A 25,874-nucleotide genomic window follows, 5' to 3' on the forward strand; every position below is an offset into this window, starting at 1 on the left:
TGCAGGTTGGGCTAGAGGATTTCCTTCAGGAATGCGCGGGTGCGCTCGTGTTTGGGATTCTTGAAGAACTCGCTGGGCGGCCCTTCCTCGATGATCTCCCCGCCGTCCATGAAGATCACCCTGTCGGCCACCTCGCGGGCGAAGCCCATCTCGTGGGTCACGCAGAGCATGGTCATGCCGTCGCGGGCCAGATCCTTCATGACGTTGAGGACTTCGTTTATCATCTCCGGGTCCAGCGCGGAGGTGGGTTCGTCGAAGAGCATGACCTTGGGGCGCATGGCCAGGGCGCGGGCGATGGCCACGCGCTGCTGCTGGCCGCCGGAGAGCTCGGCCGGATATTTGTACGCCTGGTCGTGGATGCCCACGCGCTCGAGCAGGTCCAGCGCAAGGCGCTCGGCGTCGGCCTTGTCCATCTTGCGCACCTTTATGGGCGCAAGGGTGACGTTCCTCAGCACGGAGAGGTGCGGATAGAGGTTGAACTGCTGGAAGACGATGCCGATCTCGGAGCGCAAGAGGTTGACGTCAACCGAGGAGTCGTGGATGTCGCGGCCGTCGAAGAGGATGGTGCCGCGCTGGTATTCCTCCAGGCGGTTGACGCAGCGGATCAGGGTGGACTTGCCCGAGCCCGAGGGCCCGCAGATGACCAGCACCTCGCCCTGCTCCACGGCTTCTTCGATGCCCTTGAGCACGTGGAAATCCCCGTACCATTTGTGCACATCCTTGAATTCGATCATGGGCATCAGCTTGGTTCCTCCGGCAAAAATAAACACGATCGACAAACTCGGCAGACTACCCGGAAATCCCGCCATGTCAAGGCTGGCCTTCCCTCCGGGACTTTCAGCGCCCCTCCGGGGAGGCGCACAGCCCCATCTCCGCCTCCGGGCAGCCCAGGCGCAGCAGCACATCCCCCCGCGCCTCCCCGGCGCGGTCCGCCCCCGGCGCCGCGCCCGAGAGCACCAACCCCACATGGGCGCAAATGGTGGCCAGCACTGACCTTACGGCCCCTTCCGGCCCGGCGCATACCATCCGCGCCGCGCCTGGGGCTTCGGCCACCACCGCCTGCATTCTTTCGCCAAGATGCAGGGAGTAGCGCAGCACGCCGCCCTCCTTCAGCGGAGCCAGGGAATCGTAGGAATACCGCATGCCCGCCAGTTCATCGCGGCCAAGCGCGCCCAGGGCCTTGAGCGGGCAGCCCACGAACCGTGGGAAGGCCCGCTCCAGGGCTTCCACCAGCCTGCGTACGGCCCGGCCCTCCCCCCGGGGGCCGAGCACCGCGTCCAGCTCCTTGCGGCGGGCCTCCTCCTGGCGGGAGTACTCTTCCAGCACGAGGCTGAACTGCTCCATGGTCAAGGCCCTCTGGGTCAGCAGGGCCTCGCCCAGGTGCACCTGATGCACGTGCTGGCGGAAAAGAAGATCGTCCATGTCCGCGCGCGTGACGAAGCCCTCGGCCACGGCCAGCTCGCCGAAATTCAGGTCGGCCGCGCGCTGCGCCGCCAGGATGGAGCGCACCTGATCCGGGGTGAGCAGGCCCGCCTCCTCGGCCAGGTCGCCCAGCCTGCGGTTGGCCTCCATCTGCAGGGCGACGGCCTGGTCGAGCTGGCCTTGCGTCACCAGCCCCTGCTTGAGCAGGTAATGCCCCAGGAACAATCGCCTCATTCCCCACCCCTTTTGGCGGCCCCGGCCTCGAAGCTGGGGAGCTCCAGGCTGGTGGCGGCGATGGTTTCCAGGGATTTCTCCCGGATGTAGTCCACGAACAGCCGGGCTTCCGGAAAATCCCGCTGGCGTTTGAGGGCCTCATCCAGCATGCGCCTGGCGGCCCGGAGCCGCCCCGCCTCGTAGAGGGTCCTGGCCAGGTTGTAGTAGAGGTTCTGGTCTTCGCGGCTCAGGCGCAGGGCCTTGCAGTAGTGGATCATGGCCTGCCGGTGCATGCCCGCCTTGCGCAGCTTGATGCCGAACTCGTTGAAGAGGTGCTTGTGCTCGGGGGCGGTGGCGCCCGAGAGGCGGGAGATGCGCCGGAACACCAGAAGCGCGCCTTCCTTCTCGCCCCGGTCCAGGTAGGTCAGGCCCAGGCCGAAGCTGGCGCGCACGTGGTGTTCGTCCAGGCGCAGGGCGTTCTTGAACTCGAACTCGGCGGAAAACAGCGCCCCGTCCTGGCGCAGGCTCTCGGCCTGGTCCACCGTCTTCTCCAGGGAGGCCAGGGCCGGGAGCATGTGCTCCAGGTAGATGTCGGGCGCGGGGATGAAGGATTTGAACAGCTTCTCCTTGTCGATGACGCGCTTGCGCCCCAGGGGGACATACTGCTGGGAGAGGGGCTGGCAGACAATCTCGCCCGTGGGGGACTCCTCCACGTAGACGTACACCGTCTGCTTCACCCGGCGTTTGGTGGCGCCGAAGCCCACCACGGTCACGCTCACGGTGGAAAATACGCCCTTGATGGCCTGCCCGGACTGCTGGTGGGTATCGAAGGTCATCGTGACCATTGTCTAGCAAATTACCCATCAGCCGTCCACGCACGCATGCGGGCTGCCGATCCGGACCTGCCGCCCCGGGCGAGGCGAACCGGCTGTCCGAGAACGTTTGCGCCTGACCGAAATTGCTGATGACCCCGGAGCTTCGATGGGCTAAAGACCGCAGCCATGAAGAGCGACCTCGAATCCCTGCGCATCACGCGCGACGCCGAAGGCGCCCCCGCCGCCGGCGCGCGCCGCTGGCGGCCCGGCGCCAAGACATGGTTCGCCGCCCTGGCCCTCCTGGCCCTGGCCTTGTGGTGGTTCGTTCCCCGCACCACCCAGGTGGAGACGGTGCAGGCCGTGCTGGTGCACCCCACCCGCGCCCTGACCCTGGTCAACGCCACGGGCTACGTGGTGGCGGACCGCAAGGCCGCCGTGGCCTCCAAGATCACCAGCCGGCTGGTCTGGCTGGGCGTGGAGGAAGGCAGCCGCGTGCGCAAGGGCGACGTGATCGCCCGGCTGGAAGGCGAAGACGTGGCCGCCGCGCTCAAGCAGGCCGAGGCCGACCTGGCCGCCGCCCGCTTCATGGTGGACGAGACCAGGGCCGAACTCGACGACGCCACCCTGAACCACGACCGCTTCCGGGAACTGGACAAACGCAAGGTGGTGGCCCGCTCCGAATACGACCAGGCCGTGGCCCGCTACCGCAAGGCCCAGGCCGCCCACGAGAACGCCGTGCGCATGGTGGCCGCGCGCAAGGCCGCCCTGGAGCTGGCCAAGGCCAACCTGGAGTACACCGTGGTGCGCGCCCCCTTCGACGCCGTGGTGCTCACCAAGAGCGCGGACGTGGGCGACATCGTGACCCCGCTCTCGGCCTCGGCCACGTCCAAGGCCTCGGTGGTCACCCTGGCGGACCTGGGCTCCCTGCAGATCGAGGCCGACGTCTCCGAATCGAACCTGGCCAAGGTGCGCCAGGGCCAGCCCGTGGAGATCATGCTCGACGCCTACGGCGAGGAGCGCTTCCCCGGGCATGTGCACATGATCGTGCCCACGGCGGACAAAGCCAAGGCCACGGTGATGGTCAAGGTGCGCTTCGACGAGCTGGACCAGCGCGTGCTGCCGCAGATGAGCGCCAAGGTGGCCTTCCTGGAGCGCGCCCCCACCCCCCAGGAGCAGACGCCCCGCCTGGCCGTGCCCCTGCGCGCCCTGACCGGGCCGGAGAGCGCCAGGGCCGTGTTCCTGGCCAAGGACGGCAAGGCCCGCCTGACCCCGGTGAACCTGGGCATGAAGCTGGGCGACATGGTGGAGATAACCTCGGGTTTGAGCGCCGGGGACAAGGTGGTGCTCTCCCCGCCCGACACCCTCAAGGACGGCGGCCGCGTGGAGGCCGCCGGGAAATGAGCTCCGGCCCCCTGATCGAGATCCGCCGCCTGTACAAGTCCTACACGCGCGGCGGCCAGGCCATCCCCGTGCTCACGGACGTCTCCTTCGAGATCGGGCGCGGGGAGTTCCTGGCCCTCATGGGCCCCTCGGGCTCGGGCAAGTCCACCCTGCTCAACTGCCTGGCGGGCATCGACCGGGTGGATTCGGGTGAAATCGTGGTCAACGGGCAGGACATCACCCTGCTGGACGAAACCGACCTTGCCCGCTGGCGCAGCCGCAGCGTGGGCTTCATCTTCCAGTTCTACAACCTGATCCCCGTGCTCACGGCCCTGGAGAACGTGGAGCTGCCCCTGCTGCTCACCGGCCTCACCCGCCGGGAGCGCCGCGAGCACGCCGCGGCCGCCCTGGCCGCCGTGGGCCTCTCCGACCGCAGCGACCACTACCCGGCCCAGCTCTCCGGCGGGCAGCAGCAGCGCGTGGCCATCGCCCGGGCCGTGGTCACGGACCCGGACATCCTTGTGGCGGACGAGCCCACCGGCGACCTGGACCGCACCTCCGCCGAGGAGATCCTCACCCTGATGAACCGCCTGAACCAGGAGCTGGAGAAGACCATCATCATGGTCACGCACGACCCGCGCGCCGCCCAGGAGGCCCACGTGCTGCGCCACCTGGACAAGGGGGAGCTCTCCCGTGCTGCTGATACGCCTGGCCGTTAAGAACGCCTTCCGCCACCGGCTGCGCTCCGTGCTGACCATCCTGGGCGTGGCCGTGGCCATCCTGGCCTTCGGCCTGCTGCGCACCGTGGTGGACGCCTGGTACTCCGGCGTGGAGGCCAGCGCCGCCGACCGTCTGGTGACGCGCAACGCCATCTCCCTGACCTTTTCCCTGCCCCTGGCCTACCGCGAGAAGATCCGCGCCGTGCCCGGCGTCACCGAAGTCAGCCAGGGCAACTGGTTCGGCGGCATCTACGTGGACGAGAAGAACTTCTTCGCCAACTTCGCCTACGACATCCCCTCCCTGCTGGCCATCTACCCGGAGATTTCCGTCAAGGACAAGGACCAGCTCTCCTCCCTGCTGCGCGACCGCAAGGGCGCGCTGGTGGGCGAGAAGCTGGCCAAGCGCTTCGGCTGGAAGGTCGGGGACCAGGTCACCTTGCGCGGCACCATCTTCATCGGCGACTGGGACTTCACCATCCGCGCCCTCTACAAGGCCACCCGCGCGGGCATCGACGAAAGCCAGTTCTTCTTCCACTGGACCTACCTCGACGAGACCCTGCGCGCCACCATGCCCACCCGGGCGGGCCAGGTGGGCTTCTACATGGTGGGCATCGACGACCCCTCCCGCTCGGCGGACATCTCCCGCGCCATCGACGCCCAGTTCGCCAACTCCCTGGCCGAAACCCTCACCGAGACGGAGAAGGCCTTCCAGATGGGCTTCGTCTCCATGTCCTCCGCCATCATTCTGGCCATCAAGCTGGTGAGCTTCGTGGTGGTGCTCATCATCCTGGCGGTGTCGGCCAACACCATGGCCATGTCCGCGCGGGAGCGCAGCGGGGAGTACGCCGTGCTCAAGACCCTGGGTTTCGGCTCCTCCACGCTGGCGCTGCTCATCGCGGGCGAGGCCCTGGCCCTCTCCGTCACCGGGGCCTGCCTGGGCCTGGCCCTGGTGCTGCCCTGCGCCAAGGCAGTGGGCTCCTTCATGACGGACTTCTTCCCCGTGTTCCTCGTCTCCGACCAGACCATCACCCTGAGCCTGGCCGCCGGGGTGGCGGTGGGCCTGCTCTCCGCCGCGTACCCGGCCCTGTACGCGGCCCGGGTGGGCATCGCCCAGGCCCTTCGCAAGGTGGGCTGACGTGGCCATCCCGCTCAGCTACTCCTGGCGCAACCTGCTCACGCGGCGGGTGACCACCGTGCTCACCGCGGGCGGCATGGCCCTGGTGGTCTTCGTGTTCACGGCCACGCTCATGCTGGCCGAAGGCCTGCGCCAGACGCTCGTCTCCACCGGCAGCCCCGACAACGTGGTGGTGCTGCGCAAGAGCTCCGAGACCGAGGTGCAGTCCACCCTGGACCGGCAGGTTTCCAACATCGCCGCCACCCAGCCGGAATTGGCCACCGACTCCCAGGGCAGGACAATGGCCGCCCGCGAGGTGGTGGTGCTCTTCGTGCTGCCCAAGCGCACCGGCGAAAAATCCAACGTGGTCATCCGGGGCGTCGGGGAAACCTCTCTCGAGCTTCGGCCCCAGGTGCGCCTCATCGAGGGCAGGATGCCCGCGCCCGGCTCCACCGAGATCATGGTGGGCCAGAGCGTGCTCACCAAGTTCGCGGGGGTGGGCCTGGGCCAGACCATGCGCTTCGGCCAGCGCCTCTGGACCGTGGTGGGCGTGTTCGACGCGGGCCGGACGGGCTTCTCCTCGGAAATATGGGGCGACGCGGAGCAACTGATGCAGGCCTTCCGCCGCCAGGCCTTCTCCGTGGTGGTGGCCAAGCTGCGCGACCCGGACGGCTTCGAGCCCTACAAGGCCCGCATCGAGGGCGACCCCAGGCTGCAGGCCGAGGTCAAGCGCGAGCGCCAGTACTACGAGGACCAGTCCAAGGCCCTGTCGCGCTTCCTGAAGGTGCTGGGCGTCTCGCTCACGGGCATCTTCTCCGTGGGGGCCATGCTGGGCGCGAGCATCACCATGTATTCCTCCGTGGCCACCCGCACCGCCGAGATCGGCACCCTGCGCGCGCTTGGCTTCCGGCGCAGGGACATCCTGCTGGCCTTCCTGGCCGAGGCCCTGCTGCTGGGCGCGCTGGGCGGCGCGGCGGGAGTCGCGGCCTCGTCCCTGCTCGGATTTTTGACGTTTTCGACAACCAACTTCCAGACCTTCTCCGAGCTGGCCTTCGGCTTCACCCTCACCGGGGAGATCGCGGCCACCTCCGTGGGCTTCGCCCTGTTCATGGGCGTGGTGGGCGGTTTTTTGCCCGCGCTCAGGGCCTCGCGCCTGGTGATCGTGGAGGCGCTGCGTTCGGGGTGAGAAGCTGGAGATAGAGAGAACCAGAGAAAGGTGGAGGCCTCCGGCGGCCAAAGGAACTTTGTTCCTTTGGAATCCTTTCTCGCTTCGCGTTTGTGACGGTGCGAATCCCTCCTCCTGGCTCGACTTGGCTGACAAAGCCCTCGTCGCATTCCACCCGCTTGACACTCCGGGCTACCGGGACTAGATTTTGAAAATGAATTTCATTCTCCACATCCTCACGGAATCCTGGGCCGTCCTGCTGGAATCGGCCCCGTTCATGCTGTTCGGCTTCTTCCTGGCCGGGCTGCTCAAAGCACTCGTGCCCCCGTCCCTGATGACCAAGCACCTGGGCGGCACCGGCCTCTGGCCCGTGCTCAAGGCCGCGCTGGTGGGCGTGCCCATCCCCCTGTGCTCCTGCGGGGTGCTGCCGGCCGCCGCCGGGCTGCGCGACGCCGGTGCCAGCAAGGGCGCGGCCGCGGCCTTCATGATCTCCACCCCCGAGACCGGCGTGGACTCCATCGCCGTGAACTGGGCCCTGCTCGACCCGTTGATGACCATCGTGCGCCCCGTGGCCGCCTTCGTCACCGGCGCGCTGGCCGGGGTGCTGGTGAACCGCTTCGCCCCGGACGAAGCCCCCGCCGGGGCGAGGCCCAGGCCGCTCATCCCCCTTGACGCCTTCGCCGTGCGCAAGCCGCCGCTGCTTTCCAGGCTGCGGGCCGGGCTGGAGTACGCCTTCGGGGAGATGCTCTCCGGCATCGGGCGCTGGTTCCTGCTGGGCGTGCTGGTGGCGGGCCTCATCGGGGCCATCCTGCCCGCCGACGGGATGGAGCGCGTCCTGGGCACGGGCCTGTGGCCCATGCTGGCCATGCTGGCCCTGGGAATCCCGCTCTACGTTTGCGCCACTGCCTCAACGCCCATCGCGGCAGCCCTGGCCATGAAGGGGCTCTCCCCCGGCGCGGCCCTGGTCTTCCTGCTGGCGGGCCCGGCCACCAACGCCGCGGGGATCACCGTGGTGGCCCGCATGCTGGGGCTGCGCGCCACGGGCATCTACCTGGCCTGCATCGCGGGCTGTTCGCTGCTGTTCGGCCTGGCCGTGGACGCCCTCTATCTGGGGCTCGGGCTGGGGGTCTCGGGGTGGGTGCACGCCTCGATGGAGGAGGCCGACGGCTGGTTCGGGTACGCCTGCGCCGCGCTGCTGCTGGCCCTGGTGGCCCGGCAGGAGCTCAAAAAACTGCGGCCGGGAGGACGCGCCCCCCGGCCGTGCTGAAACGAAGCGTAATCGCGCCTATTCCTCGGTCTGCCCGATGGTGCGCACGCAGAGCAGCTTTTCCCAGTCGTAGTAGGTGTTGATGGACTCGGTGCCGCTCTTCTCGGTCACGCGCAGGAAGTCCTCGCCCAGGAAGAGCACGGCGCCTTCGTAGACCTTGCCCTCGTTGATCTGGATCTTCAGGCCCTTGCGCAGCTTGCGGGAGAGGGTTCCGTGCACCGGCATGGAGGCGTATTCGAACACTTTTTCCCATGTAGACTTGTTCATAATGATTCTCCTTGAGGAAACGATCTGGGAGCAAGCTAGCACCTTGCCGCCCGGATTGCACCTGAAATTTACAATTTTAGCAATTGTTGCAGGTTTGCGGGCCAGCCGGGCCAGGGATGGACTCCGGGCCGGATGTGGGATAAATGCCCCGCACACCGAACGCGCCAGCAAGGAGAGCACACATGGTTCTTATGGAAACCTCCATGGGCCTTATCACCATCGAACTTTTCCCCGACAAGGCCCCCCAGACCGTGGCTAACTTCCTCAAATACGTGGACGAGGGCTTCTACGAAGGCACCATCTTCCACCGGGTCATCGCCAACTTCATGATCCAGGGCGGCGGCCTCTCCGCCACCATGAAGGAGAAGCAGACCCACGCCCCCGTCATCAACGAGGCCGACAACGGGCTCTCCAACGTGAAGGGCACCATCGCCATGGCCCGCACCATGGACCCCAACAGCGCCACCGCGCAGTTCTTCATCAACGTCAACGACAACCTCTTCCTCGACCACAAGAGCAAGACCCCCGACGGCTGGGGCTACTGCGTGTTCGGCAAGGTGGTGGATGGAATGGACGTGGTGGAGAAGATCAAGAAGGTCCGCACCCGCAGGGCCGGCTTCCACGACGACGTGCCCGTGGAGCCCGTAACCATCAACAGCGTGCTGCGCGAGGAATAGCCCCGCGTGGCTGAAGATCGCATCGGGCGGGGCCGGGAACTCCTGGCCCGCCTGAACCCCGATAACGACCGCCTGCTCCGGGGCCTGCTCGACGGCCTGGCCCCGGAGATGGTGGAGATGATCCAGGGTTTCTTCGGCGACGTCTACACCCGCCCGGGCCTTCCCCTGCGCGAGCGCATGATCGTCACGCTGGCGGCCCTGGCCGCGCTGGGCCACGCCCAGCCCCAGCTCCAGGCCCACGTGAAGAACGCCCTGAACGCGGGGCTCACGCCCGAGGAGATCACGGAGATTTTCGTGCAGATATCCGGCTACGCCGGGTTCCCTGCCTCGCTCAACGCCCTGGCCACGGCCAAGGGCGTTTTCCAGCAGAACAAACGCTAAGCCCCAAGGCCACATCACCATGCCCAACGTGTACCTCATCGGCGCAGGCCCCGGCGACCCCGGACTTCTGACCGTCAAGGCCAAGGCCATCCTCGAGACCTGCGACGTGCTGGTCTACGACTACCTGGCCAACAAGGCCTTCCTGGACTACTGCCGCCCCGGCGCCGAGATCATCTACGTGGGCAAGAAAGGCGGGGACCACACCCTGCCCCAGGGCGAGATCAACAAGCTCCTGGTGGCCAAGGCCAAGGAGGGCAAGGTCGTGGCCCGGCTCAAGGGCGGCGACCCCTACGTGTTCGGGCGCGGCGCGGAAGAGGCCGAGGAGCTGCTGGAAGACGGCCTGACCTTCGAGGTCATCCCCGGCGTGACCAGCGCCGTGGCCGCCCCGGCCTACGCGGGCATCCCCATCACGCACCGCAAGTACGCCTCCTCCGTGAGCTTCATCACCGGCCACGAGGACCCCACCAAGGACGAATCCGCCCACAACTGGGACGCCCTGGCCAAGGCCGCGTCCACCCTGGTCTTCTTCATGGGCGTGAAGAATCTGGAAGACATCTCCCGCCGGTTGATCGAGGGCGGGCGCAGCCCCGAGACCCCGGCCGCCCTGGTGCGCTGGGGCACCACCTGCCGCCACCGCTCCATGGTCTCCACCTTGAAGGACATCCCCCGCGAGGCCCGCGAGAAGGGCTTCAAGGCCCCGTCGCTGCTGGTGGTGGGCGAGGTGGTGCAGCTGCACGACAAGCTCAACTGGTTTGAGCAGCGCCCCCTGCTGGGCAAGGGCGTGGTGGTCACCCGCTCCCGCGAGCAGGCCAGCGACCTGACCCGCGTGCTCAGCGACTTGGGCGCCTGCACCTGGGAGTTCCCCACCATCGAGGTGGCCCCCCTGGCCGACACCACCCCGGTGCGCGAGGCCGTGGGCAACCTGGGCTGCTATGACTGGCTGGTGTTCACCTCGGTGAACGGGGTCAAATATTTCTGGCACGAGATGCAAGCCATGGGCAAGGACGCCCGCGCCCTGGGCGGGCTCATGGTGGCGGCCATCGGTCCCGCCACGGCCCAGGCCCTGGCCGAGCGCGGCATCCGCGCGGACTTCGTGCCCGACAAGTACGTGGCCGAGTCCGTGGTGGAGGGGTTGCTGGCCTTGCAGATCGGAGGCAAGCGCGTGCTCATCCCGCGCGCGCTCAAGGCCCGCGAGGTGCTGCCGGACGAGCTGTGCCGCGCCGGAGCCCAGGTCGAGGTGCTGCCCGTGTACGAGACCAAGCTGGCCAGCCACGACCCGGACGAGATCGTGGCGGGCATCGAAGGCGACGAGATCCACTACCTGACCTTCACCAGCTCCTCCACGGTGGACAACTTCTTCCAGATGATCCCGGCGGACCGCCTTACCCCCCTGCGGGAGAAGATCAAGATCGCCTGCATCGGGCCCATCACGGCCGCCACCCTGGCCAAGTACGGCTTCACGCCGGACATCCAGCCCGAGAGCTACACCATCCCGGCCCTGGCCCAGGCCGTGGCGGAAAGCTCCAAGGAATCCTGAGCGCCGTGACCCTGCCCATCGCCGTCCTGGTTTCCGGCTCCGGGTCGAACCTCCAGGCGCTCATCGAGCGTGTGGAGTCCGGAGCCCTGGACGCGCGCATCGCCCTGGTGCTCTCCAACAAGCCCGAGGCCCTTGCCCTGGAGCGCGCCCGCGCCTGCGGCATCAAGGCCGTGGCCCTGCCCCACGCCGACTACCCGGACCGGGCCGCGTTCGACGCGGCCATGGTGGCCGCCATCCGGCAGTCCGGGGCCGAGGCCGTGGTCATGGCCGGGTTCATGCGGCTGCTGACCCCGGTGTTCATCCACGCCTTCCCCGGCCGGATCATCAACATCCACCCCGCCCTGCTGCCCAGCTTCGCGGGCGCGCACGGGCAACGGGACGCCGCAAACTACGGTGTTGCCATCTCCGGGGCCACCGTGCACTTCGTGGACGAGATCATGGACCACGGACCCGTGGTCATCCAGGCCGCCGTGCCCGCCTACCCCGACGACGACGCCGCCAGCCTGGGCGAGCGCATCCTGGCCATGGAGCACCGCATCCTGCCCCAGGCCGTGCAGTGGCTGGCCACCGGGAGGCTCAGCATCGAAGGGCGCAAGGTGCGGCTGCGAGACGCGGGGCTGCCCAAGGCCGTGGTGGAGGGCGCGCTGGTCAACCCGCCGCTGGAGCAAGGATTCTAGCCCGTTTTTCGTCACCTGGCCGCCAAGTTTCTCGCTGTTGAAGCGGCCCTCCTAGTCCTCCCCAACCTTCTGCGCCAGGCAGACCACGTACCCATCCGGGTCGCGCACGTACCACTCCCTCATGCCGTAGAAGCTGGTCTCCGGCTCCTTGATGGTGGGCACGATGGACTGGATGCGCCGGTGCAGGCCCTCCAGGTCCTCCACGACCACGTAGAGCGTCAGCGTGCCGCCCGTGGCCCGGCCCGTGAACAGGGGCAGCTCGCGCTCCAGGCTGTCGCGGCGGTTGACCATCACCGCCGCCGGGCCGGAGACGAACATGGCCCAGATCAGGTCCGCGCCGGGCATGCGCCCGTGGTACATCCTGTGCTCAACGTCCACGCATTCGGCCACGCTGAAGCCCAGCAGGCCCACCCAGAAGTCGATGGAGCGGTTGACGTCCCCGACCATGAGATTTGTGGTGATGGATTGAGCGGCCATGGGCCTCACCTCCGCTGAGAATTGAAAAAGGCCGGCAGCCGTTTGGATACGACTGCCGGCCAGGTTATCTCCGAATTGCGTCCAGCCGCTAGGCTTTGCCCACCAACTCCTTGAGCTTGGCCAGGGCGGCCTGGATGCCCGAGGCGTCGGTGCCTCCGGCCTGGGCCATGTCCGGCCTGCCGCCGCCGGAGCCGCCTACCAGGGCGGCCACATCCTTGATGAGGGTCTGGGCGGTGAACCTGGCGTGCAGGTCCTTGCTGACGGCCAGCACCAGGGCCACCTTGCCGTCCTCGCCCGCGCCGATGAGGCAGGCCACGCCCGAGGGCATCTTGGAGCGCACGTCGTCCATGGTGTCGCGCAGGGACTTCATGGTGGCGCCCTGCACCTCGGCGGCCAGCAGCTTCACGCCGCCCACCTCCTCCACGGAGTCCATGAGGTCGCGCCCCTGGCCCGAGGCCAACTTGGCCTGGAGCTGCTCCTTGTCCTTGGTCAAGGCCTTGACCTGGGCCTGCATGGCCTTGAGGCGCTCCACAAGCTCGCCCGGGCGGGCGCGCAGCACCTCGGCGGCCTCGTCCAGCTCGCGTTTGGCGGCCTGCATCTGGCCCAGCAGGTTCCAGCCCGTGGCGGCCTCGATGCGGCGCACGCCGGCGGCCACGCCGGTCTCCGAAATGATGGCGAACCCGCCGGCCTGGCCCGTGGCCCGCAGGTGGGTGCCGCCGCACAGCTCCGTGGAGACGCCGGGCACCGAGACCACGGTGACCTCGTCGCCGTATTTCTCGCCGAAGAGGGCCATGGCCCCCTTGGCCTGGGCCTCCTGGTAGCCCATGACCGCGCGGTCCACCGCGATGTCGGCCAGGATGGCCTCGTTGACCTTGCGCTCCACCAGGGAGAGCTCCTCGGGCGTCAGGGCGGAGATGTGGGTGAAGTCGAAACGCAGCCTGTCCGGCCCCACCAGGGAGCCCGCCTGCTTCACGTGCTCGCCCAGCACCTCGCGCAGGGCGGCGTGCAGCAGGTGGGTGGTGGTGTGGTTGCGGGCCGAGGCCAGGCGCTGGTCCTCGTCCACGATGAGCTTGGCTTCCTGGTCCAGCAGCAGCTCGCCCTCGTTGACGAACACGCGATGCGTGGTCAGCTCGGGGCTGGGCTTGAGGGTGTCCAGCACGTCGGCGGAGCCGGTCATGGTCTCCACGCTGCCCTTGTCGCCCATCTGGCCGCCGGATTCGCCGTAGAAGGGGGTCTGCGCGAACACGGCGTTGCCGCCCTCGCCCTGGATGATGCGCTCGACCGGCAGGCCGTCCTCGCCCAGCAGGGCGATCACGCGGGACTGGGCCTCAAGCTGCCCGTAGCCCACGAAGCGGGACTTGAGCCCCGTCTCCAGGAGCTTCTTGAACTGCCCGGCCACGTCGGTCTCGCCGGAGCCCTTCCAGGCCTTCTTGGCGCGGGTCTTCTGCTCCTGCATGCAGGCGGTGTAGCCCGCCTCGTCCACGCCGAAGCCTTGCTTGCCCGCCACGTCGGTGATGATGTCCAGGGGGAAGCCGTAGGTGTCGTAGAGCTTGAAGGCGGCCTCGCCGGAGATGATGTTCACGTTGTTCCTGCGGGAGGCGGCCATCTCCTCCTCGAGGATCTCCAGGCCCTTGTCCAGCGTGGCGGAGAAGCGCTCCTCCTCCTCGCGGACCACGCGGGTCATGAAGTCCATGCCCTCCACGATCTCGGGGTACTGCACGCCCATGACGTCCACCACCACGGGGGCCACCCGGTGCAGGAAGGGGTCGCGCAGGCCCATGAGGCGGCCGAAGCGGAAGGCGCGGCGGATCAGGCGGCGCAGCACGTAGCCCCTGCCCTCGTTGGAGGGCAGGATGGAGTCCGCGATGAGGAAGGCCATGGCCCGGCTGTGGTCCGCGATGACGCGCAGGGCGGTGTCGCTCTCCTCGTCGGCGCGGTACTTCACGCCCGCCAGCTCGGCCGTGGCCGCGATGATGGGGGTGAACAGGTCGGAATCGAAGTTGGAGTACACGCCCTGGCACACGCCGGAGATGCGCTCCAGGCCCATGCCCGTGTCGATGGAGGGGCGCGGCAGGGGCACGCGCTTGCCCGGCTCGATCTGGTCGAACTGCATGAACACCAGGTTCCAGATCTCCAGGAAGCGGTCGCAGTCGCACTTGCCGATGCCGCAATCCGGGCCGCAGCTCATGTGCTCGCCCTGGTCGATGAGGATCTCGGAGCAGGGGCCGCAGGGGCCGGTGTCGCCCATGGACCAGAAGTTGTCCTTGTCGCCCAGGCGGATGATGCGCTTCTCGGGCACGTCGGCGATCTTGCGCCACAGGCCGTGGGCCTCGTCGTCGTCCAGGTAGACGGTGGCGTAGAGCTTGTCCTTGGGGAGCTTCATCTCATCGGTGAGGAAGCCCCAGGCCAGGCGGATGGCCTCCTCCTTGAAGTAGTCGCCGAAGGAGAAGTTGCCCAGCATCTCGAAGAAGGTGTGGTGGCGGGCGGTGCGGCCCACGTTCTCCAGGTCGTTGTGCTTGCCGCCCACGCGCAGGCACTTCTGGGAGGTGGCGGCGCGGGTGTAGTCGCGTTTCTCCTGGCCCAGGAAGACCTTCTTGAACTGCACCATGCCCGCGTTGGTGAAGAGCAGGCTGGGGTCCTCCCTGGGCACCAGGGAGGAGCTGGCCACCTCGGTGTGGCCGTTGGCGACGAAATAATCCAGGAACTTGCGACGGATTTCAGTGGCGCTGATCACGAAAAGTCTCCTTGGGAAGCGGCGATGCCCGCAGGCCCTCACGGGCCGGCGTATGAATCAGCCCCCGGGCCGCATGCCCCGGGGGAAGGCGTTCATGTCCTCGATCATCTCCCTGTTCAGGGGCCCCACGGCCGTGGTCATCACCACGTAGGACCGCGAGCCCACGAAGCACAGGGTGTACTCTATCACCATCTCCGCGCCGTCCTTGCGCCCGAACAGGCGCAGGTAGCGGCAGGGCAGCCCGCCCAGCTCCACCGCGCCGCTCTGTGAGACGCGCACGTCGAAGGTCAGACGTTCGGCGTTGCGCACGGCCGCGGCCTCCATCCTGGCCGGGTCGATGGGCGTCTGGTCAACCCAGACAGCGCCGAGCATCCTGCCGGAGCGGTTCGCGAACTGGTACTCGTACGCCGGGTTGGAGATGTCCTCCATCATTTCCCAGCGGGCCGGGTCGAAGTAGAAGGCGTAGCCGTCCATGCCGCGCACGGAGGGCATCCCGGCCATTTCCGGGGCCGGGGCGGGCGCAACGGCGGCGCCGCGCTTCTGCGCCGCGCAGCCGCAGAGGGCGGCCAGGGCCAGAGAAGCCCACAGTATCGCCCCGAGGCGCGCAGCCGCTCCGTGCGGGAGCATCAGGCCTCGCCCGCTTCCTGCGCCTCGGAGGCTTCCTTCAGGCCCAGGTGCTCGTAAATCTTGTCCTCGATCTGCTGGCGGATGTCCGGGTGCTCCAGCAGGAAGGCGCGGACGTTCTCCTTGCCCTGGCCCAGGCGCTCGGTGCCGTAGGCGAACCACGCGCCGGACTTGTCCACGATGTTCATCTCCACGCCCATGTCGATGATCTCGCCCTCGCGGGAGATGCCGGTGCCGTAGAGGATGTCGAACTGGGCCTCGCGGAAGGGCGGGGCCACCTTGTTCTTGACCACCTTCACGCGGCAGCGCGAGCCGTAGACCTCCTCCTTGTCCTTGAGGGTCTGGATCTTGCGGATGTCCATGCGGGTGGAGGCGTAGAACTTGAGCGCGTTGCCGCCCGTGGTGGTCTCGGGGCTGCCGTAGCCCGTGACGCCGATCTTCATGCGGATCTGGTTGATGAAGATCACCGCCGTGTTGGACTTGTGGATGGTGCCCGTGAGCTTGCGCATGGCGTGGCTCATGAGCCGGGCCTGCCCGCCCACCTGGGATTCGCCCATCTCGCCCTCGAGTTCCGCCTGGGGGATCAGCGCGGCCACGGAGTCGATGACGATGACGTCCACGGCGCTGGAGCGCACCAGCATGTCCGTGATGTCCAGGGCCTGCTCGCCGAAGTCCGGCTGGGAGATGAGCAGCTCGTCGGTCTTCACGCCCAGGCGGCGGGCGTAGGTGATGTCCAGGGCGTGCTCGGCGTCGATGAAGGCGGCGGTGCCGCCCCTCTTCTGGGCCTGGGCGATGATGTGCAGGGCCAGGGTGGTCTTGCCCGAGGACTCGGGGCCGTAGATCTCGGTGACGCGCCCCTGGGGGATGCCGCCGATGCCCAAGGCCACGTCCACGCCGATGGAGCCCGTGGGGATGGCGGGGATGGCCACGTGGGCGTCCTCGTCGAGGCGCATGACCGAGCCCTGCCCGTACTTGCGTTCGATGGTGGTCAGCGCGGTGGCGAGCGCCTCCAGGCGGGCGTCCTGGGGATTGGCAGCGGCTTTCTTGGCCATGTGGGTGCGTCCTTGTTCGAAAGTGGGAAATGCCATGAGGCCATAGCAAATGCCCCGCCCCGGGGCAACGTCCATTTTTGCAGGACAACCAGGCCGTTTCCGGGCCGCAACGCTTGTCCCGCCGCCGGGGAACGGTTACGCTCCCCCCAAACCCCGTGAGGAGGGCCTATGAGCTTCTTGAAAGAGTTCAAGGAATTCGCCATGCGCGGCAACGTCATGGACCTGGCGGTGGGCGTCATCATCGGCGCGGCTTTCGGCAAGATCGTCTCTTCCCTGGTGGCGGACGTCATCATGCCGCCCGTGGGGATGCTCCTGGGCGGGGTGGACTTCACCAGCCTCAAGCTCACCCTGGCCCCGCCCATCGAGGGCATGAAGGGCGCCACCCTGAACTACGGGAACTTCATCCAGGCCCTGGTGGATTTCATCATCGTGGCCTTCGCCATCTTCCTGATGGTCAAGGGGCTGAACACCCTCAAGCGCAGGATGGAGGCCCCCGCGCCGGACGCCCCGCCGCCGCCCGTCCCGGCGGACGTGGCCCTGCTCACGGAGATCCGCGACCTGCTCAAGGCCCAAAAGGCCTAGCCTCGCCTTTTGCCGCGCTCGCTGATAGGCATGCGCCGGGCGACGCTCCTTCGGGGGCGGCCGCATCCGCATGAAGGAGACTCTTTTCCCCGCCATGAAACAATACGACGCCCTGGCCATGTTCTCCGGCGGCCTGGATTCCATCCTGGCCGCCAAAACCATCATCGAGCAGGGGCTTTCCGTGCTCGGCCTGCACTTCGTCAGCCCCTTCTTCGGCCACCCGGACAAGGTGGCCCATTGGTCCGAAACCTACGGGCTGGACATCGAGACCGTGGACGTGGGCGACGAATTCGTCGCGCTGCTGGCCTCGCGCCCGCCCCACGGCGTGGGCAAGTGCCTGAACCCCTGTGTGGACTGCAAAATCCTCATGCTCAGGCGCTGCAAGGAGCTGATGCCCGTCTACGGCGCCAAGATGATCCTCACCGGGGAGGTCAAGGGCCAGCGCCCCATGTCCCAGCGGCGCGACGCCCTGGACGTTATCAGCCGCCAGGCGGGCGTGCGCGACGTGCTCTTGCGCCCGCTCTCGGCCCTGAACATGAAGCCCTCACCCGCCGAAATCGACGGCCTGGTGGACCGCGAGAAGCTGCACAACTTCAACGGCCGCACCCGCAAGCCCCAGTTCGCCCTGGCCAAGCGCCTGGGCATCACCGAGTATCCGCAGCCCGCCGGGGGCTGCAAGCTGACCATCCTGGATTCGGCCAAACGCTACGTGCCCCTGTTCGAGCACGCCGACCCGCCGCGCGCAGCGGACTTCCACCTGGCCAACGTGGGCAGGCAGTTCTGGGCCGGGCCGCACTGGCTGGCCATGGGCCGCAACCAGGAGGACAACGCCGCCCTGGCCGAACTGGCCCAGGCCGGGGACATCCTGCTGGACGTGAAGGACCACCCGAGCCCCTTCGGGCTCATCCGGCCCCTGCCCGGGGCGGACTGGAGCCGCGCCGCCCTGGAGGACGCCGCCGCGCTGCTGGCCTCCTACTCGCCCAAGGCCGTGGCGGCGGCCGGGAGCAGGAACGGCCCCATCATTGTGCTGGCCACTCGCGGCGGCGAGACCACGGAGCTGGAAGTGACGCCCGAACGCGCATCGCGCCTTGGGCTCGCGGAGTTGGACTGGGAGAGCTGCCTGCCCGCCAAGCGGGCCATGTTCGGCGAGGGAGACCAGGACGACGGGTATTGAGGCGGAGGGTCGCCGCGCCACCCGGGGATGCGGCGCGGCGCGCCATGACTTCAAGGACGAGCGGCGCTTCTGGTGAAGTTCTCTTCCAGGTGGGCAAGAAATGCGGCCATCATCGCTTCTGCGCTCGCCTTGGGGCGCGGGAAGCTCTCCAGCAGCCCGTTGACGAGCAGGACGGCGGGGATGGGCACGGCAAGCGTCGGCTTTGCCGCCGCGCCATTGAACGAGGCGAGCGCGCTTCCCAAATCGTACGCCAGAGGGATCTTTTTCATCATATTGCCCGGCTTGAAGATCTGCGCACAGCATTCCCGAGGCGAACTGACCATGTATTGGCGGCACACCAGAGGCCGGAATGCATATACCGAGCAGGCCCCGTCCACAAGAAACGGGCAAGCCAGCTGGAGCTCCCAATACTTTTTCTGCACCTCCACCAGGCGTTTCGAATCGGTAAAGCAATTCGCGTGGGAGTCGAGCATCTCGGCCAGCAGGCCATGCCTCTCAAGGATCTGGAGCATGGACCGCAGCGCTGCTTTCACCCGCGCCCGCTCCTTCGGCTCCATCAAGGAGACTATGTGGGCGAGCAGCAGCGCCTCGTGATCGGACATCACGATCAGCTGATAACAACAGGAGACGCACCCCTTCTCGCATGACGCGCGGGAGCCTTCCGCGGCGGCGGCCGCCAATGCGTGAGCGATCAGCTCGTTCGAGAGTGAAAATATCTCCGGCAGGATGTCCACCAGGGCGACCTCCCCTTCCGGCGGGAAGAACGCGCATGAGACGGATATCCCCGAAGCAAAATCGATGTGAAGATTCTTCCCCGAAGCGGCGTCGCTTATGCGGATGTCCATGCCTTCCCCACAATGAGCATGCTCGCAAGCCGGGTCGGATCTCCCCCGTGAACGCGAGGCGCGTTGGCGGCCCGATCGAGGATCGCCGCCCTTTCCGATGGCGACTCGTTCGCCAGCCTTTCTCACCGGCAGCCTACCAAGCCCGGGCAGGGCAAGCAAGCGACCCGCCGCCCGGAACGGGTTTCGCCCCATGCGCCGCCAGGAGGGCGGCGATCCCCCGCCCACGAAAAAACGCGGCGCGCGGGGGAACCCGCGCGCCGCGCAATCCATTTCTCAACCGGCCGGGGCTAGTCTTCGGCGATCTTCTGCAAGGCCAGGTACAGGGCCTGCGTTCCGTTCGACCCGAAGCCCATGGCCTGGGCCTCGCGGTAGATCTCCTCCACGAGCATCAGGCCTTTGAGCCTGAAGCCCATACGCTTGGACTCCTCCACCACGATGCCCATATCCTTGATGAAGTGGTCGATGATGAAGCCCGGGGCGTAATCGTCCTTCAAGATGCGGGGCCAGAGGTTGTTCAGGGCCGGGCAGGCCGCCGCGCCCGTGGCGATGGACTCCAGCACCCTGGAGGGCTCCAGGCCCGCGCGCACCGCGTAGAGCAGGCTCTCGCACACGCCGATCATGTGCCCGGCGATGACGATCTGGTTGCACATCTTGGCGTGCTGCCCGCTGCCCGCCGGCCCCTGGTGCACGATGGTCTTGCCCATGGCCCCGAACAGGGGGCGCACCGCCTCGAACACCTCGGGCGCGCCGCCCACCATGATGGAGAGCGCGGCGTTGCGCGCGCCCACGTCCCCGCCGGAGACAGGGGCGTCCAGGGCGAACATCCCGGCGTCCTCGGCCTTGTCCGCGATCTCCACGGCCAGGCTGGGGCTATTGGTGGTCATGTCCACCAGGACGGCCCCCGTCCCTGCCCCGGCGAACACGCCGTCCGCGCCGAAATAGACCTCGCGCACGTCCTTGGGGAAGCCCACGATGGTGAACACCACGTCGGAGGCCTGGGCCACGTCCCTGGGGGTGTCGGCCCAGGTTGCCCCCCTCGCCAGCAGGGGCTCCGCCTTGAGTTTGCTGCGGTTGTAGACGGTCATCGCATATCCGGCGTCCATCAGGTGCCCGCACATGGAGCTGCCCATGATTCCGGTGCCGATCCAGCCGATGCGCGTGACGGAGGGGTCCGCCGGGCGCAGGTTTGTCGTGTTCGTCATGGCTGTTCCTCGCTTCGCAGTAACGATTCCGTGATCTCGCCGCGTCATAGCCCAGAGTGGCGGAAAAGGCCACGAACCCGGACATTGCTTCGCCTGGCGAATAGCCGGCGCGGGGACGCCGATCCCCCCAAAATCGGAGACGGTTGCAGGCGCGATATGAGAGGGCTACCCGTCTGCCATCACATCGTCACCAAGTTCAACATAACGCTTGAACACAATTGTCAAATCATTGTATTCTTTGCGATGAATGCCGTGCGATCCGATTCGCACGCACCATCCCGAATCAACCCCAGCGTTGATGACCACCTTTGGAGGAGTTCATGCAGTTTTCCGTTCGTTCCAAGATGATGTTCGGTTTCGGGCTGGTGCTCGCCGCCATGGCGGTGGGTGCGGCAATAATGGCCCTGTCCCTGGGAACGGTCCGCGAGAGGGCTGCCCTGGTCCGCTCCGAAAGCCTGCCCTTCGCGGGCCGGGCGGCCACCATGAAGCTCATGGCGGTGGAGGTGCAGCAGTACCTCACCGACGTCTCCGCCACCGGGGAGGAGGACGGCCTGGCCGACGCCGAGAAGTCCGCCGCCGCGTTCCGCGAGGCCCTGGGCGAGTTCAAAGCCATGTTCACCCGCGAGAAGGACGCCAGGATGCTCGCCGAGGTCGAGGCCATCGGCAAGCTCTTCGATGAGATGTACGCCCTGGGCAAGCGCATGGCCGGGGTCTACGTGAAGGACGGGCGCGAGGCGGGCAACCTCATCATGAAGGATTTCGACGCCAAGACGGACGCCCTTGCCGACCGGATCGCCCCCTTGCAGGAGGGCCAGTACAAGGAGGCCGACGAACAGGTGGAGGCCGTGGTCGCCGACATCTCGGGCGACCTCAAGCTGCAGCTCGGGCTGCTCGCGGTCTCCCTGTGCATCGGGCTTGCGGCGGCGGTGTGGGTCTCCCGCAGCATCCTGAACCAGTTGGGCGCGGAGCCGGCCGTGGTGGCCGCGCTGGCCGACGCCATCGCCAAGGGCGAGCTTGCCCGGGTGCTCACGGCCCGCACCGGCAAGGAGAGGGGCGTCCACTCCGCCATGCTGGACATGGCCTGCAAGCTTCAGGCTGCCTTCGAGGAGGTGCACGCCGAAAAGGCGGATGCCCTGGCCAAGTCCGAGGAGGCCGAGCTGGCCCGCCATGAAGCCCTGGAGGCCCGGGCCATGGCCGAGCGATCCCGCCTGGAGGGCCTGCGCGAGGCCGCCGAACGGCTGGACAGCTTCGCCGGGGAGATGGCCTCCCTGGGCCAGGCACTGGGCTCCCGAGTGGAGCAGGTGGTGGACGGCACCCGCGAGCAGAGCCAGCGCACCATGGAGACCGCCACCGCCATGGAGGAGATGGCCGCCACCGTGCTGGAGGTCGCCGGCACCGCGGCCAAGGCCGCGGAAATTTCCGGCGAGGCGGGCAAGCAGGCCCGCAAGGGGCTTGAGGTCGTGCAGGAGGTGGTGGCCGCCACGGACGAGGTGCGCAACCGCTCCGTGGCCATGAAGACCAGCCTGGACAGCCTGGGCACCCACGCCGAGGGCATCGGCAGGATCATGACCGTCATCTCCGACATAGCGGACCAGACCAACCTGCTGGCCTTGAACGCCGCCATCGAGGCGGCCCGCGCGGGCGACGCGGGGCGCGGCTTCGCGGTCGTGGCCGACGAGGTCCGCAAGCTGGCCGAGAAGACCATGCAGGCCACGGGCGAGGTGTCCTCCGTGGTCGCGGCCATCCAGGCCGGCGTGAAGGAGAACATCGTGGGCATGGAGGGCACGGCCACGGCAGCCAGCAGAACCTCCGACCTGGCCGGCGGCGCGGGCAGGACCCTCATGGAGATCGTGGCCCGGATCGAAGGCACCGCGGACCAGGTCCGGGCCATCGCAACGGCTTCCGAGCAGCAGTCCCAGGCCTCGGAGGAGATCAACCAGGCCGTGAGCGCGGTGAGCCAGATCGCCGTTCGCACCTCGGAGGAGATGATCTCCGCCGGGCGAGACCTCGAGCGCCTCTCCGGCGCGGCCGCCAACCTCAAGGACCTCGTAGACGGCATGCGCCGCGAAGCCATCGCCGCTTCCTAGCCCATCCCTTTCCCGCCCCGGGGCCGCCTGACGGCCCCGGGGCTCCGTTTCAGCCTCATCCCTCATTGCATCCACCCCGCATTGTGCAGGCATCTGCCACAGCTAAGCCCTTCCCTTGCGCTTTCCGTTTCGCTACTATCGAGACAAGAATTGAAAACTTCAACAATTCGAACACGGGATGTAATGCTATGGGCGTAAGATTTCTCGTTTCTCCATGGTGGGTCTCCGCTCTGACAGTATCTTCCTGCGCCACATTGATGCTGCTTTGGGCGTCTGGTGTATCAATCACAGGTGGCCTTGTCGCATCGCTCGTCTTCATATCTTTATCAATATTGACGGCGATGCTGTTATCGAAAAACGAAACAACGTTGCGGGCGCTCGCGAAGCCCCTCAAGCGCATCTCCGAAGGCGACTATTCGGCGCGCGTTGAAGACCTGCAGCATGAGGCCTGCGGCACCGCAAGCTTCTTCGCCGCGACGGCAAAGGCCGCGGTGGACAAGCTGCTTGGCGAGCTCGGCTTCGCCCGGGGCGTGCTCATGGGCATGGCCACCCCGTGCGTGGTGGTGGACGTGGAGCAGGTGCTGCGCTTCACCAACAAGAACCTGCTGCGCATCCTGGAGCAGGACGGCGTCCCCAACGACTACTACGGCCAGAACGTGGCCTATTTCTTCTACGGCGACGCCTCCCGCCCCACGGTGCTCGGCGTGGCCATGCAGGAGAACCGCGAGATCACCAAAGAGGTGGAGCTCACCGGGCGCAAGGGCGGCAAGCGCAGCCTGCGCATCGACGCCTCCCCGCTCTACGGCTTGGACGGCAAGCTGATGGGCTCGCTGTGCGTCTACGCCGACCTGACCGAACTGCGCGTGCAGGAGGCCAGCCTGCTGGAGACCAACGCCCGCGTGGCCAGCGGGTCGGCCCAGGCCGACGAGATCAGCGGGCAGGTGGCCCAGGCCGCGCAGCAGTTGGCCGGTATCGTCGCCTCCTCCCACACCGGGGCCGAGCAGCAGAACACGCGCATCGCGGAGACGCTGGCGGCCATGTCCGAAATGAACGGCACCGTGCTGGAGGTGGCGCGCAACGCCTCCCAGGCGGCGGAGACCTCCTCCCAGGCCCGCAGGCAGGCCGAGGACGGGGCCGGAGTCGTGGGCAAGGTGGTGGACGGCATCGCCCAGGTGCAGACCGAGGCCCTGGCCCTCAAGCAGGACATGGCCAACCTTGGCGGACAGGCCGACGCCATCGGCAGGATCATGAACGTCATCAGCGACATAGCCGACCAGACCAACCTGCTGGCCTTAAACGCCGCCATCGAGGCCGCCCGCGCGGGCGAGGCGGGAAGAGGCTTCGCCGTGGTGGCCGACGAGGTGCGCAAGCTCGCCGAGAAGACCATGACCGCCACCAAGGAGGTGGGCGAGGCCATCTCCGGCATCCAGCAGGGAACCGCGCACAGCATCCAGAGCGTGGAGCGCGCGGTGCAACGCATCGACGAGGCCACGGGCCTGGCCGGGCAGTCCGGCCAATCCCTGCAAGAGATCGTGCGCCTGGTGGAGGCCACGGCGGACCAGGTGCGCTCCATCGCGGCGGCCAGCGAGCAGCAGTCCGCCGCCAGCGAGCAGATCAACCGCTCCGTGGAGGACGTGAGCAACATCTCCCGGGCCACCGCCCAGGACATGACCCTGGCCGCCAGGGCCGTGGACGAGCTGGCGGGCCGCGCCCGGGTGCTGCGAGAGATCATCGAGGGCCTGCAAGGCAACGCCGCCCGGCGAGCCCTGACCTGACCAAAACACCCAAGGAACGAAACGGCCCGCGGCAGGCCCCCGATCAGGGGATCGGCCGCGGGCTCCCGCTGTCGCGCCCTCTCTCGGACTTCCCAAGCAGGGCAAACTCCGATTTACTGCCTCTCGCCTCCTCTGGTAGCATCGGGTAACCGCCGTCTCCCCTTCGGGAGGCAGAACCCGGAAGGAGAGCCGACCCATGCCCCCAGGAGCAGACGGCAGCCGCGCCCAGAAGCCGCAGCGCACGGCCCCCGCCGGAGCGCCCGAGAGCACGCCCGACAACAGGCGCTGCGGGCCGGCCGCCGCGCTCTGCGCCGGGCTGCTCATCGCGGCGGCGGCCGTGCTGTTCCAGGCCAGCCCGCCAGGGCGCCAGCTCGAATCCCAACTGCTCGACCTCTTCTTCCTGCTGCGCGGCCCCAGGACCGCCCCTCCGGACATCGTCATCGCCGCCATCGACGAGCCCTCCATCCAGGAGCTGGGCCTGGCCTGGCCCTGGCCCAGGCGCGTGCACGCGGCCCTGCTGCGTGAGCTCGCGGACGCGGGCGCGCGCCTCGTCGTCCTGGACGTGATCTTCGCGGAGCCCTCCACCCCGGAGGACGATCAGGCCCTGGAGGACGCCCTGCGCGCAAACGGCCGCGTCCTGCTGGCCTCCACCGTGGACGCGGCCGAGGACGCGGCCTTCAGCCGGGTGATGCTGGTGCGCCCCCTGCCACGCTTCGAGCGCGCCGCCCTGGGCACGGGCCTGGCCATGCTCACCCCGGACCCGGACGGCACGGTGCGCCGCTTCTCGAGCATCCTGGCCGGGCAGGCCACCCTGCCCGCGGCCGCCCTGCTCGCCCTGGAGCCGGGGCGGAAGAGCATCCCCGCGGGCGGGCTGGTGGACCATCCCGGCCCGGCGCGCAGCGTGCGCACGGTCTCCTACACGCAGGCCCTGGACTGGCGGGCCTCCCTGCCCCCCGGCTTCCTCAAGGACAAAATCGTGCTGGTGGGCCGGTCCCTGGCGGCCAGCCCGGAGCTCACCGTGCAGGCCGACGCCTTCCGCACCCCGTTCAGCCGCCAGGCCGGGGCCAACGTGCCCGGGGTGGAGGTGCACGCGGCCATCCTGGCCCAGCTTCTCGCCGGGCGGGCCGGGGCCGTGGCCCCGGGCTGGGCCGTGGCGGCGGCCGCGCTGGCGCTCGTCCCTGGGGCCGCGCTCCTGCTGCGGCGCCTGCGGCCCCTGCCGGCGGCCCTGGCCTCGCTGGGCGGGGCTGGCGGCGCGCTGGGGTCCTCCTACGCGCTCTTCGCCGCCGAGCTGACCTGGTTCCCGGCCCTGGGCCTCACCGGCGGTATCCTGGCCGTGGAGGGTTTCCTGCTGCTGGAGGGCTACGCCCGCGCCGCGCGGGAGCGCAGGCAGATGCGCGCCGCGTTCTCGCGTTACGTGTCCCCGGCGGTGGTGGACATGCTTCTGGCCCGGCCCGAGCTCCTGGAGCCGGGCGGGGAGGAGGCCGAGGCCACGGTGCTCTTCTCCGACCTGGCCGGGTTCACCTCCTTTTCGGAGCGCATGGCCCCGGGGGAGCTCATGGCGGGTAATCCCCCCAATAAAAGGTTGTTCTGAAAAGTAGAATTTTCTCGTAAACCCAGGCGAGGAGATTTTACATGAAGACGTCCCGCTACTCCGACAGTCAGATCCTGAGCATCCTGAAGCAAGCCGA

At 68.0% G+C, this 25,874-nt stretch carries 24 protein-coding genes; 14 read left to right on the plus strand and 10 right to left on the minus strand.

Annotated elements, in window-relative coordinates; all coding sequences use genetic code 11:
- Positions 1-11 precede the first annotated feature (11 nt).
- The 3 genes from MLE27_RS13055 to MLE27_RS13065 all read right to left on the minus strand — a co-directional run bounded on the left by MLE27_RS13055 (position 12) and on the right by MLE27_RS13065 (position 2,471).
- Complete coding sequence (locus MLE27_RS13055; protein ID WP_272881631.1) at positions 12-740, minus strand: amino acid ABC transporter ATP-binding protein; 729 nt, start codon at positions 738-740, stop codon at positions 12-14.
- A 97-nt stretch (positions 741-837) separates the two neighbouring features.
- The gene (locus MLE27_RS13060; protein ID WP_243312522.1) at positions 838-1,656 is read right to left on the minus strand and encodes a cyclic di-GMP-binding domain-containing protein, MshE-related; all 819 of its coding nucleotides are present in this window, start codon (positions 1,654-1,656) and stop codon (positions 838-840) included.
- Positions 1,653-2,471 (minus strand): tetratricopeptide repeat protein, encoded by an 819-nt coding sequence (locus tag MLE27_RS13065; protein ID WP_243312523.1) that lies wholly within the window; start codon positions 2,469-2,471, stop codon positions 1,653-1,655. The genes MLE27_RS13060 and MLE27_RS13065 overlap by 4 nt, the downstream gene beginning before the upstream one ends.
- 165 nt (positions 2,472-2,636) lie before the next feature.
- Here MLE27_RS13065 and MLE27_RS13070 point away from each other — a divergent pair, with 165 nt between their 5' ends.
- The 5 genes from MLE27_RS13070 (at position 2,637) to MLE27_RS13090 (ending at position 8,095) form a co-directional block, all read left to right on the plus strand.
- Positions 2,637-3,851, plus strand: a complete 1,215-nt coding sequence (locus tag MLE27_RS13070; protein ID WP_243312524.1) for an efflux RND transporter periplasmic adaptor subunit — start codon at positions 2,637-2,639, stop codon at positions 3,849-3,851.
- The gene (locus MLE27_RS13075) at positions 3,848-4,549 is read left to right on the plus strand and encodes an ABC transporter ATP-binding protein (RefSeq protein WP_243312525.1); all 702 of its coding nucleotides are present in this window, start codon (positions 3,848-3,850) and stop codon (positions 4,547-4,549) included. Before MLE27_RS13070 ends, MLE27_RS13075 begins: the two co-directional genes overlap by 4 nt.
- Positions 4,524-5,684, plus strand: a complete 1,161-nt coding sequence (locus MLE27_RS13080) for an ABC transporter permease (RefSeq protein ID WP_243312526.1) — start codon at positions 4,524-4,526, stop codon at positions 5,682-5,684. Before MLE27_RS13075 ends, MLE27_RS13080 begins: the two co-directional genes overlap by 26 nt.
- Position 5,685: 1 nt before the next feature.
- Complete coding sequence (locus MLE27_RS13085; protein ID WP_243312527.1) at positions 5,686-6,849, plus strand: ABC transporter permease; 1,164 nt, start codon at positions 5,686-5,688, stop codon at positions 6,847-6,849.
- Positions 6,850-7,042: 193 nt separating this feature from the next.
- Positions 7,043-8,095: a permease gene (locus MLE27_RS13090; protein WP_243312528.1), complete on the plus strand. Its 1,053-nt coding sequence runs from the start codon at positions 7,043-7,045 to the stop codon at positions 8,093-8,095.
- An 18-nt stretch (positions 8,096-8,113) separates the two neighbouring features.
- Here MLE27_RS13090 and MLE27_RS13095 read toward each other — a convergent pair whose 3' ends face one another.
- Positions 8,114-8,362: a hypothetical protein gene (locus tag MLE27_RS13095; protein WP_243312529.1), complete on the minus strand. Its 249-nt coding sequence runs from the start codon at positions 8,360-8,362 to the stop codon at positions 8,114-8,116.
- 182 nt (positions 8,363-8,544) lie between these two features.
- Between MLE27_RS13095 and MLE27_RS13100 the strand changes: the two genes are divergently transcribed.
- Genes MLE27_RS13100 through purN form a run of 4 tightly spaced genes read left to right on the plus strand, consistent with a single transcriptional unit; the run spans position 8,545 to position 11,634 of the window.
- On the plus strand, positions 8,545-9,039 hold the full coding sequence (locus MLE27_RS13100) for a peptidylprolyl isomerase (protein WP_243312530.1): 495 nt from the start codon (positions 8,545-8,547) through the stop codon (positions 9,037-9,039).
- 6 nt (positions 9,040-9,045) lie between these two features.
- Positions 9,046-9,420 carry a carboxymuconolactone decarboxylase family protein gene (locus tag MLE27_RS13105; protein WP_243312531.1) on the plus strand — a complete coding sequence of 125 codons (375 nt, stop codon included), beginning with the start codon at positions 9,046-9,048 and terminating at the stop codon, positions 9,418-9,420.
- Positions 9,421-9,439: 19 nt separating this feature from the next.
- Positions 9,440-10,957: a uroporphyrinogen-III C-methyltransferase gene (gene cobA, locus MLE27_RS13110; protein ID WP_243312532.1), complete on the plus strand. Its 1,518-nt coding sequence runs from the start codon at positions 9,440-9,442 to the stop codon at positions 10,955-10,957.
- Positions 10,958-10,962: 5 nt separating this feature from the next.
- On the plus strand, positions 10,963-11,634 hold the full coding sequence (gene purN / locus MLE27_RS13115) for a phosphoribosylglycinamide formyltransferase (RefSeq protein ID WP_243312533.1): 672 nt from the start codon (positions 10,963-10,965) through the stop codon (positions 11,632-11,634).
- A 51-nt stretch (positions 11,635-11,685) separates the two neighbouring features.
- On the opposite strand, the gene MLE27_RS13120 is transcribed toward purN, so the two are convergent.
- The 4 genes from MLE27_RS13120 to recA all read right to left on the minus strand — a co-directional run bounded on the left by MLE27_RS13120 (position 11,686) and on the right by recA (position 16,521).
- The gene (locus tag MLE27_RS13120; protein WP_243312534.1) at positions 11,686-12,111 is read right to left on the minus strand and encodes a VOC family protein; all 426 of its coding nucleotides are present in this window, start codon (positions 12,109-12,111) and stop codon (positions 11,686-11,688) included.
- An 88-nt stretch (positions 12,112-12,199) separates the two neighbouring features.
- Positions 12,200-14,845, minus strand: coding sequence for an alanine--tRNA ligase (gene alaS / locus MLE27_RS13125; RefSeq protein ID WP_243312535.1), 2,646 nt, complete (start codon positions 14,843-14,845; stop codon positions 12,200-12,202).
- A gap of 57 nt (positions 14,846-14,902) precedes the next feature.
- Complete coding sequence (locus MLE27_RS13130) at positions 14,903-15,472, minus strand: hypothetical protein (RefSeq protein WP_243312536.1); 570 nt, start codon at positions 15,470-15,472, stop codon at positions 14,903-14,905.
- Positions 15,472-16,521 carry a recombinase RecA gene (gene recA / locus MLE27_RS13135; protein ID WP_243312537.1) on the minus strand — a complete coding sequence of 350 codons (1,050 nt, stop codon included), beginning with the start codon at positions 16,519-16,521 and terminating at the stop codon, positions 15,472-15,474. The genes MLE27_RS13130 and recA overlap by 1 nt, the downstream gene beginning before the upstream one ends.
- A 168-nt stretch (positions 16,522-16,689) precedes the next feature.
- Between recA and mscL the strand changes: the two genes are divergently transcribed.
- Positions 16,690-17,103, plus strand: a complete 414-nt coding sequence (mscL, locus tag MLE27_RS13140; RefSeq protein WP_243312538.1) for a large-conductance mechanosensitive channel protein MscL — start codon at positions 16,690-16,692, stop codon at positions 17,101-17,103.
- Between the two features lie 94 nt (positions 17,104-17,197).
- Positions 17,198-18,277: an adenine nucleotide alpha hydrolase family protein gene (locus MLE27_RS13145; protein ID WP_243312539.1), complete on the plus strand. Its 1,080-nt coding sequence runs from the start codon at positions 17,198-17,200 to the stop codon at positions 18,275-18,277.
- Between the two features lie 50 nt (positions 18,278-18,327).
- Here MLE27_RS13145 and MLE27_RS13150 read toward each other — a convergent pair whose 3' ends face one another.
- Both MLE27_RS13150 and MLE27_RS13155 read right to left on the minus strand, forming a co-directional pair.
- Positions 18,328-19,122 carry a YkgJ family cysteine cluster protein gene (locus tag MLE27_RS13150; RefSeq protein ID WP_243312540.1) on the minus strand — a complete coding sequence of 265 codons (795 nt, stop codon included), beginning with the start codon at positions 19,120-19,122 and terminating at the stop codon, positions 18,328-18,330.
- Between the two features lie 287 nt (positions 19,123-19,409).
- A complete protein-coding gene (locus tag MLE27_RS13155; protein ID WP_243312541.1) occupies positions 19,410-20,324 on the minus strand; it encodes an NAD(P)-dependent oxidoreductase in 915 nt (304 codons plus the stop codon).
- A 320-nt stretch (positions 20,325-20,644) separates the two neighbouring features.
- Between MLE27_RS13155 and MLE27_RS13160 the strand changes: the two genes are divergently transcribed.
- The 3 genes from MLE27_RS13160 to MLE27_RS13170 all read left to right on the plus strand — a co-directional run bounded on the left by MLE27_RS13160 (position 20,645) and on the right by MLE27_RS13170 (position 25,777).
- Positions 20,645-22,411 carry a methyl-accepting chemotaxis protein gene (locus MLE27_RS13160; RefSeq protein ID WP_243312542.1) on the plus strand — a complete coding sequence of 589 codons (1,767 nt, stop codon included), beginning with the start codon at positions 20,645-20,647 and terminating at the stop codon, positions 22,409-22,411.
- 368 nt (positions 22,412-22,779) lie between these two features.
- Positions 22,780-24,186: a methyl-accepting chemotaxis protein gene (locus tag MLE27_RS13165; protein ID WP_243312543.1), complete on the plus strand. Its 1,407-nt coding sequence runs from the start codon at positions 22,780-22,782 to the stop codon at positions 24,184-24,186.
- Between the two features lie 196 nt (positions 24,187-24,382).
- Positions 24,383-25,777, plus strand: coding sequence for a CHASE2 domain-containing protein (locus MLE27_RS13170; protein ID WP_243312544.1), 1,395 nt, complete (start codon positions 24,383-24,385; stop codon positions 25,775-25,777).
- Positions 25,778-25,874: the final 97 nt, after the last annotated feature.

Origin of the sequence: Fundidesulfovibrio agrisoli (assembly GCF_022808715.1) — a bacterium.
Lineage (GTDB): Bacteria > Desulfobacterota > Desulfovibrionia > Desulfovibrionales > Desulfovibrionaceae > Fundidesulfovibrio > Fundidesulfovibrio agrisoli.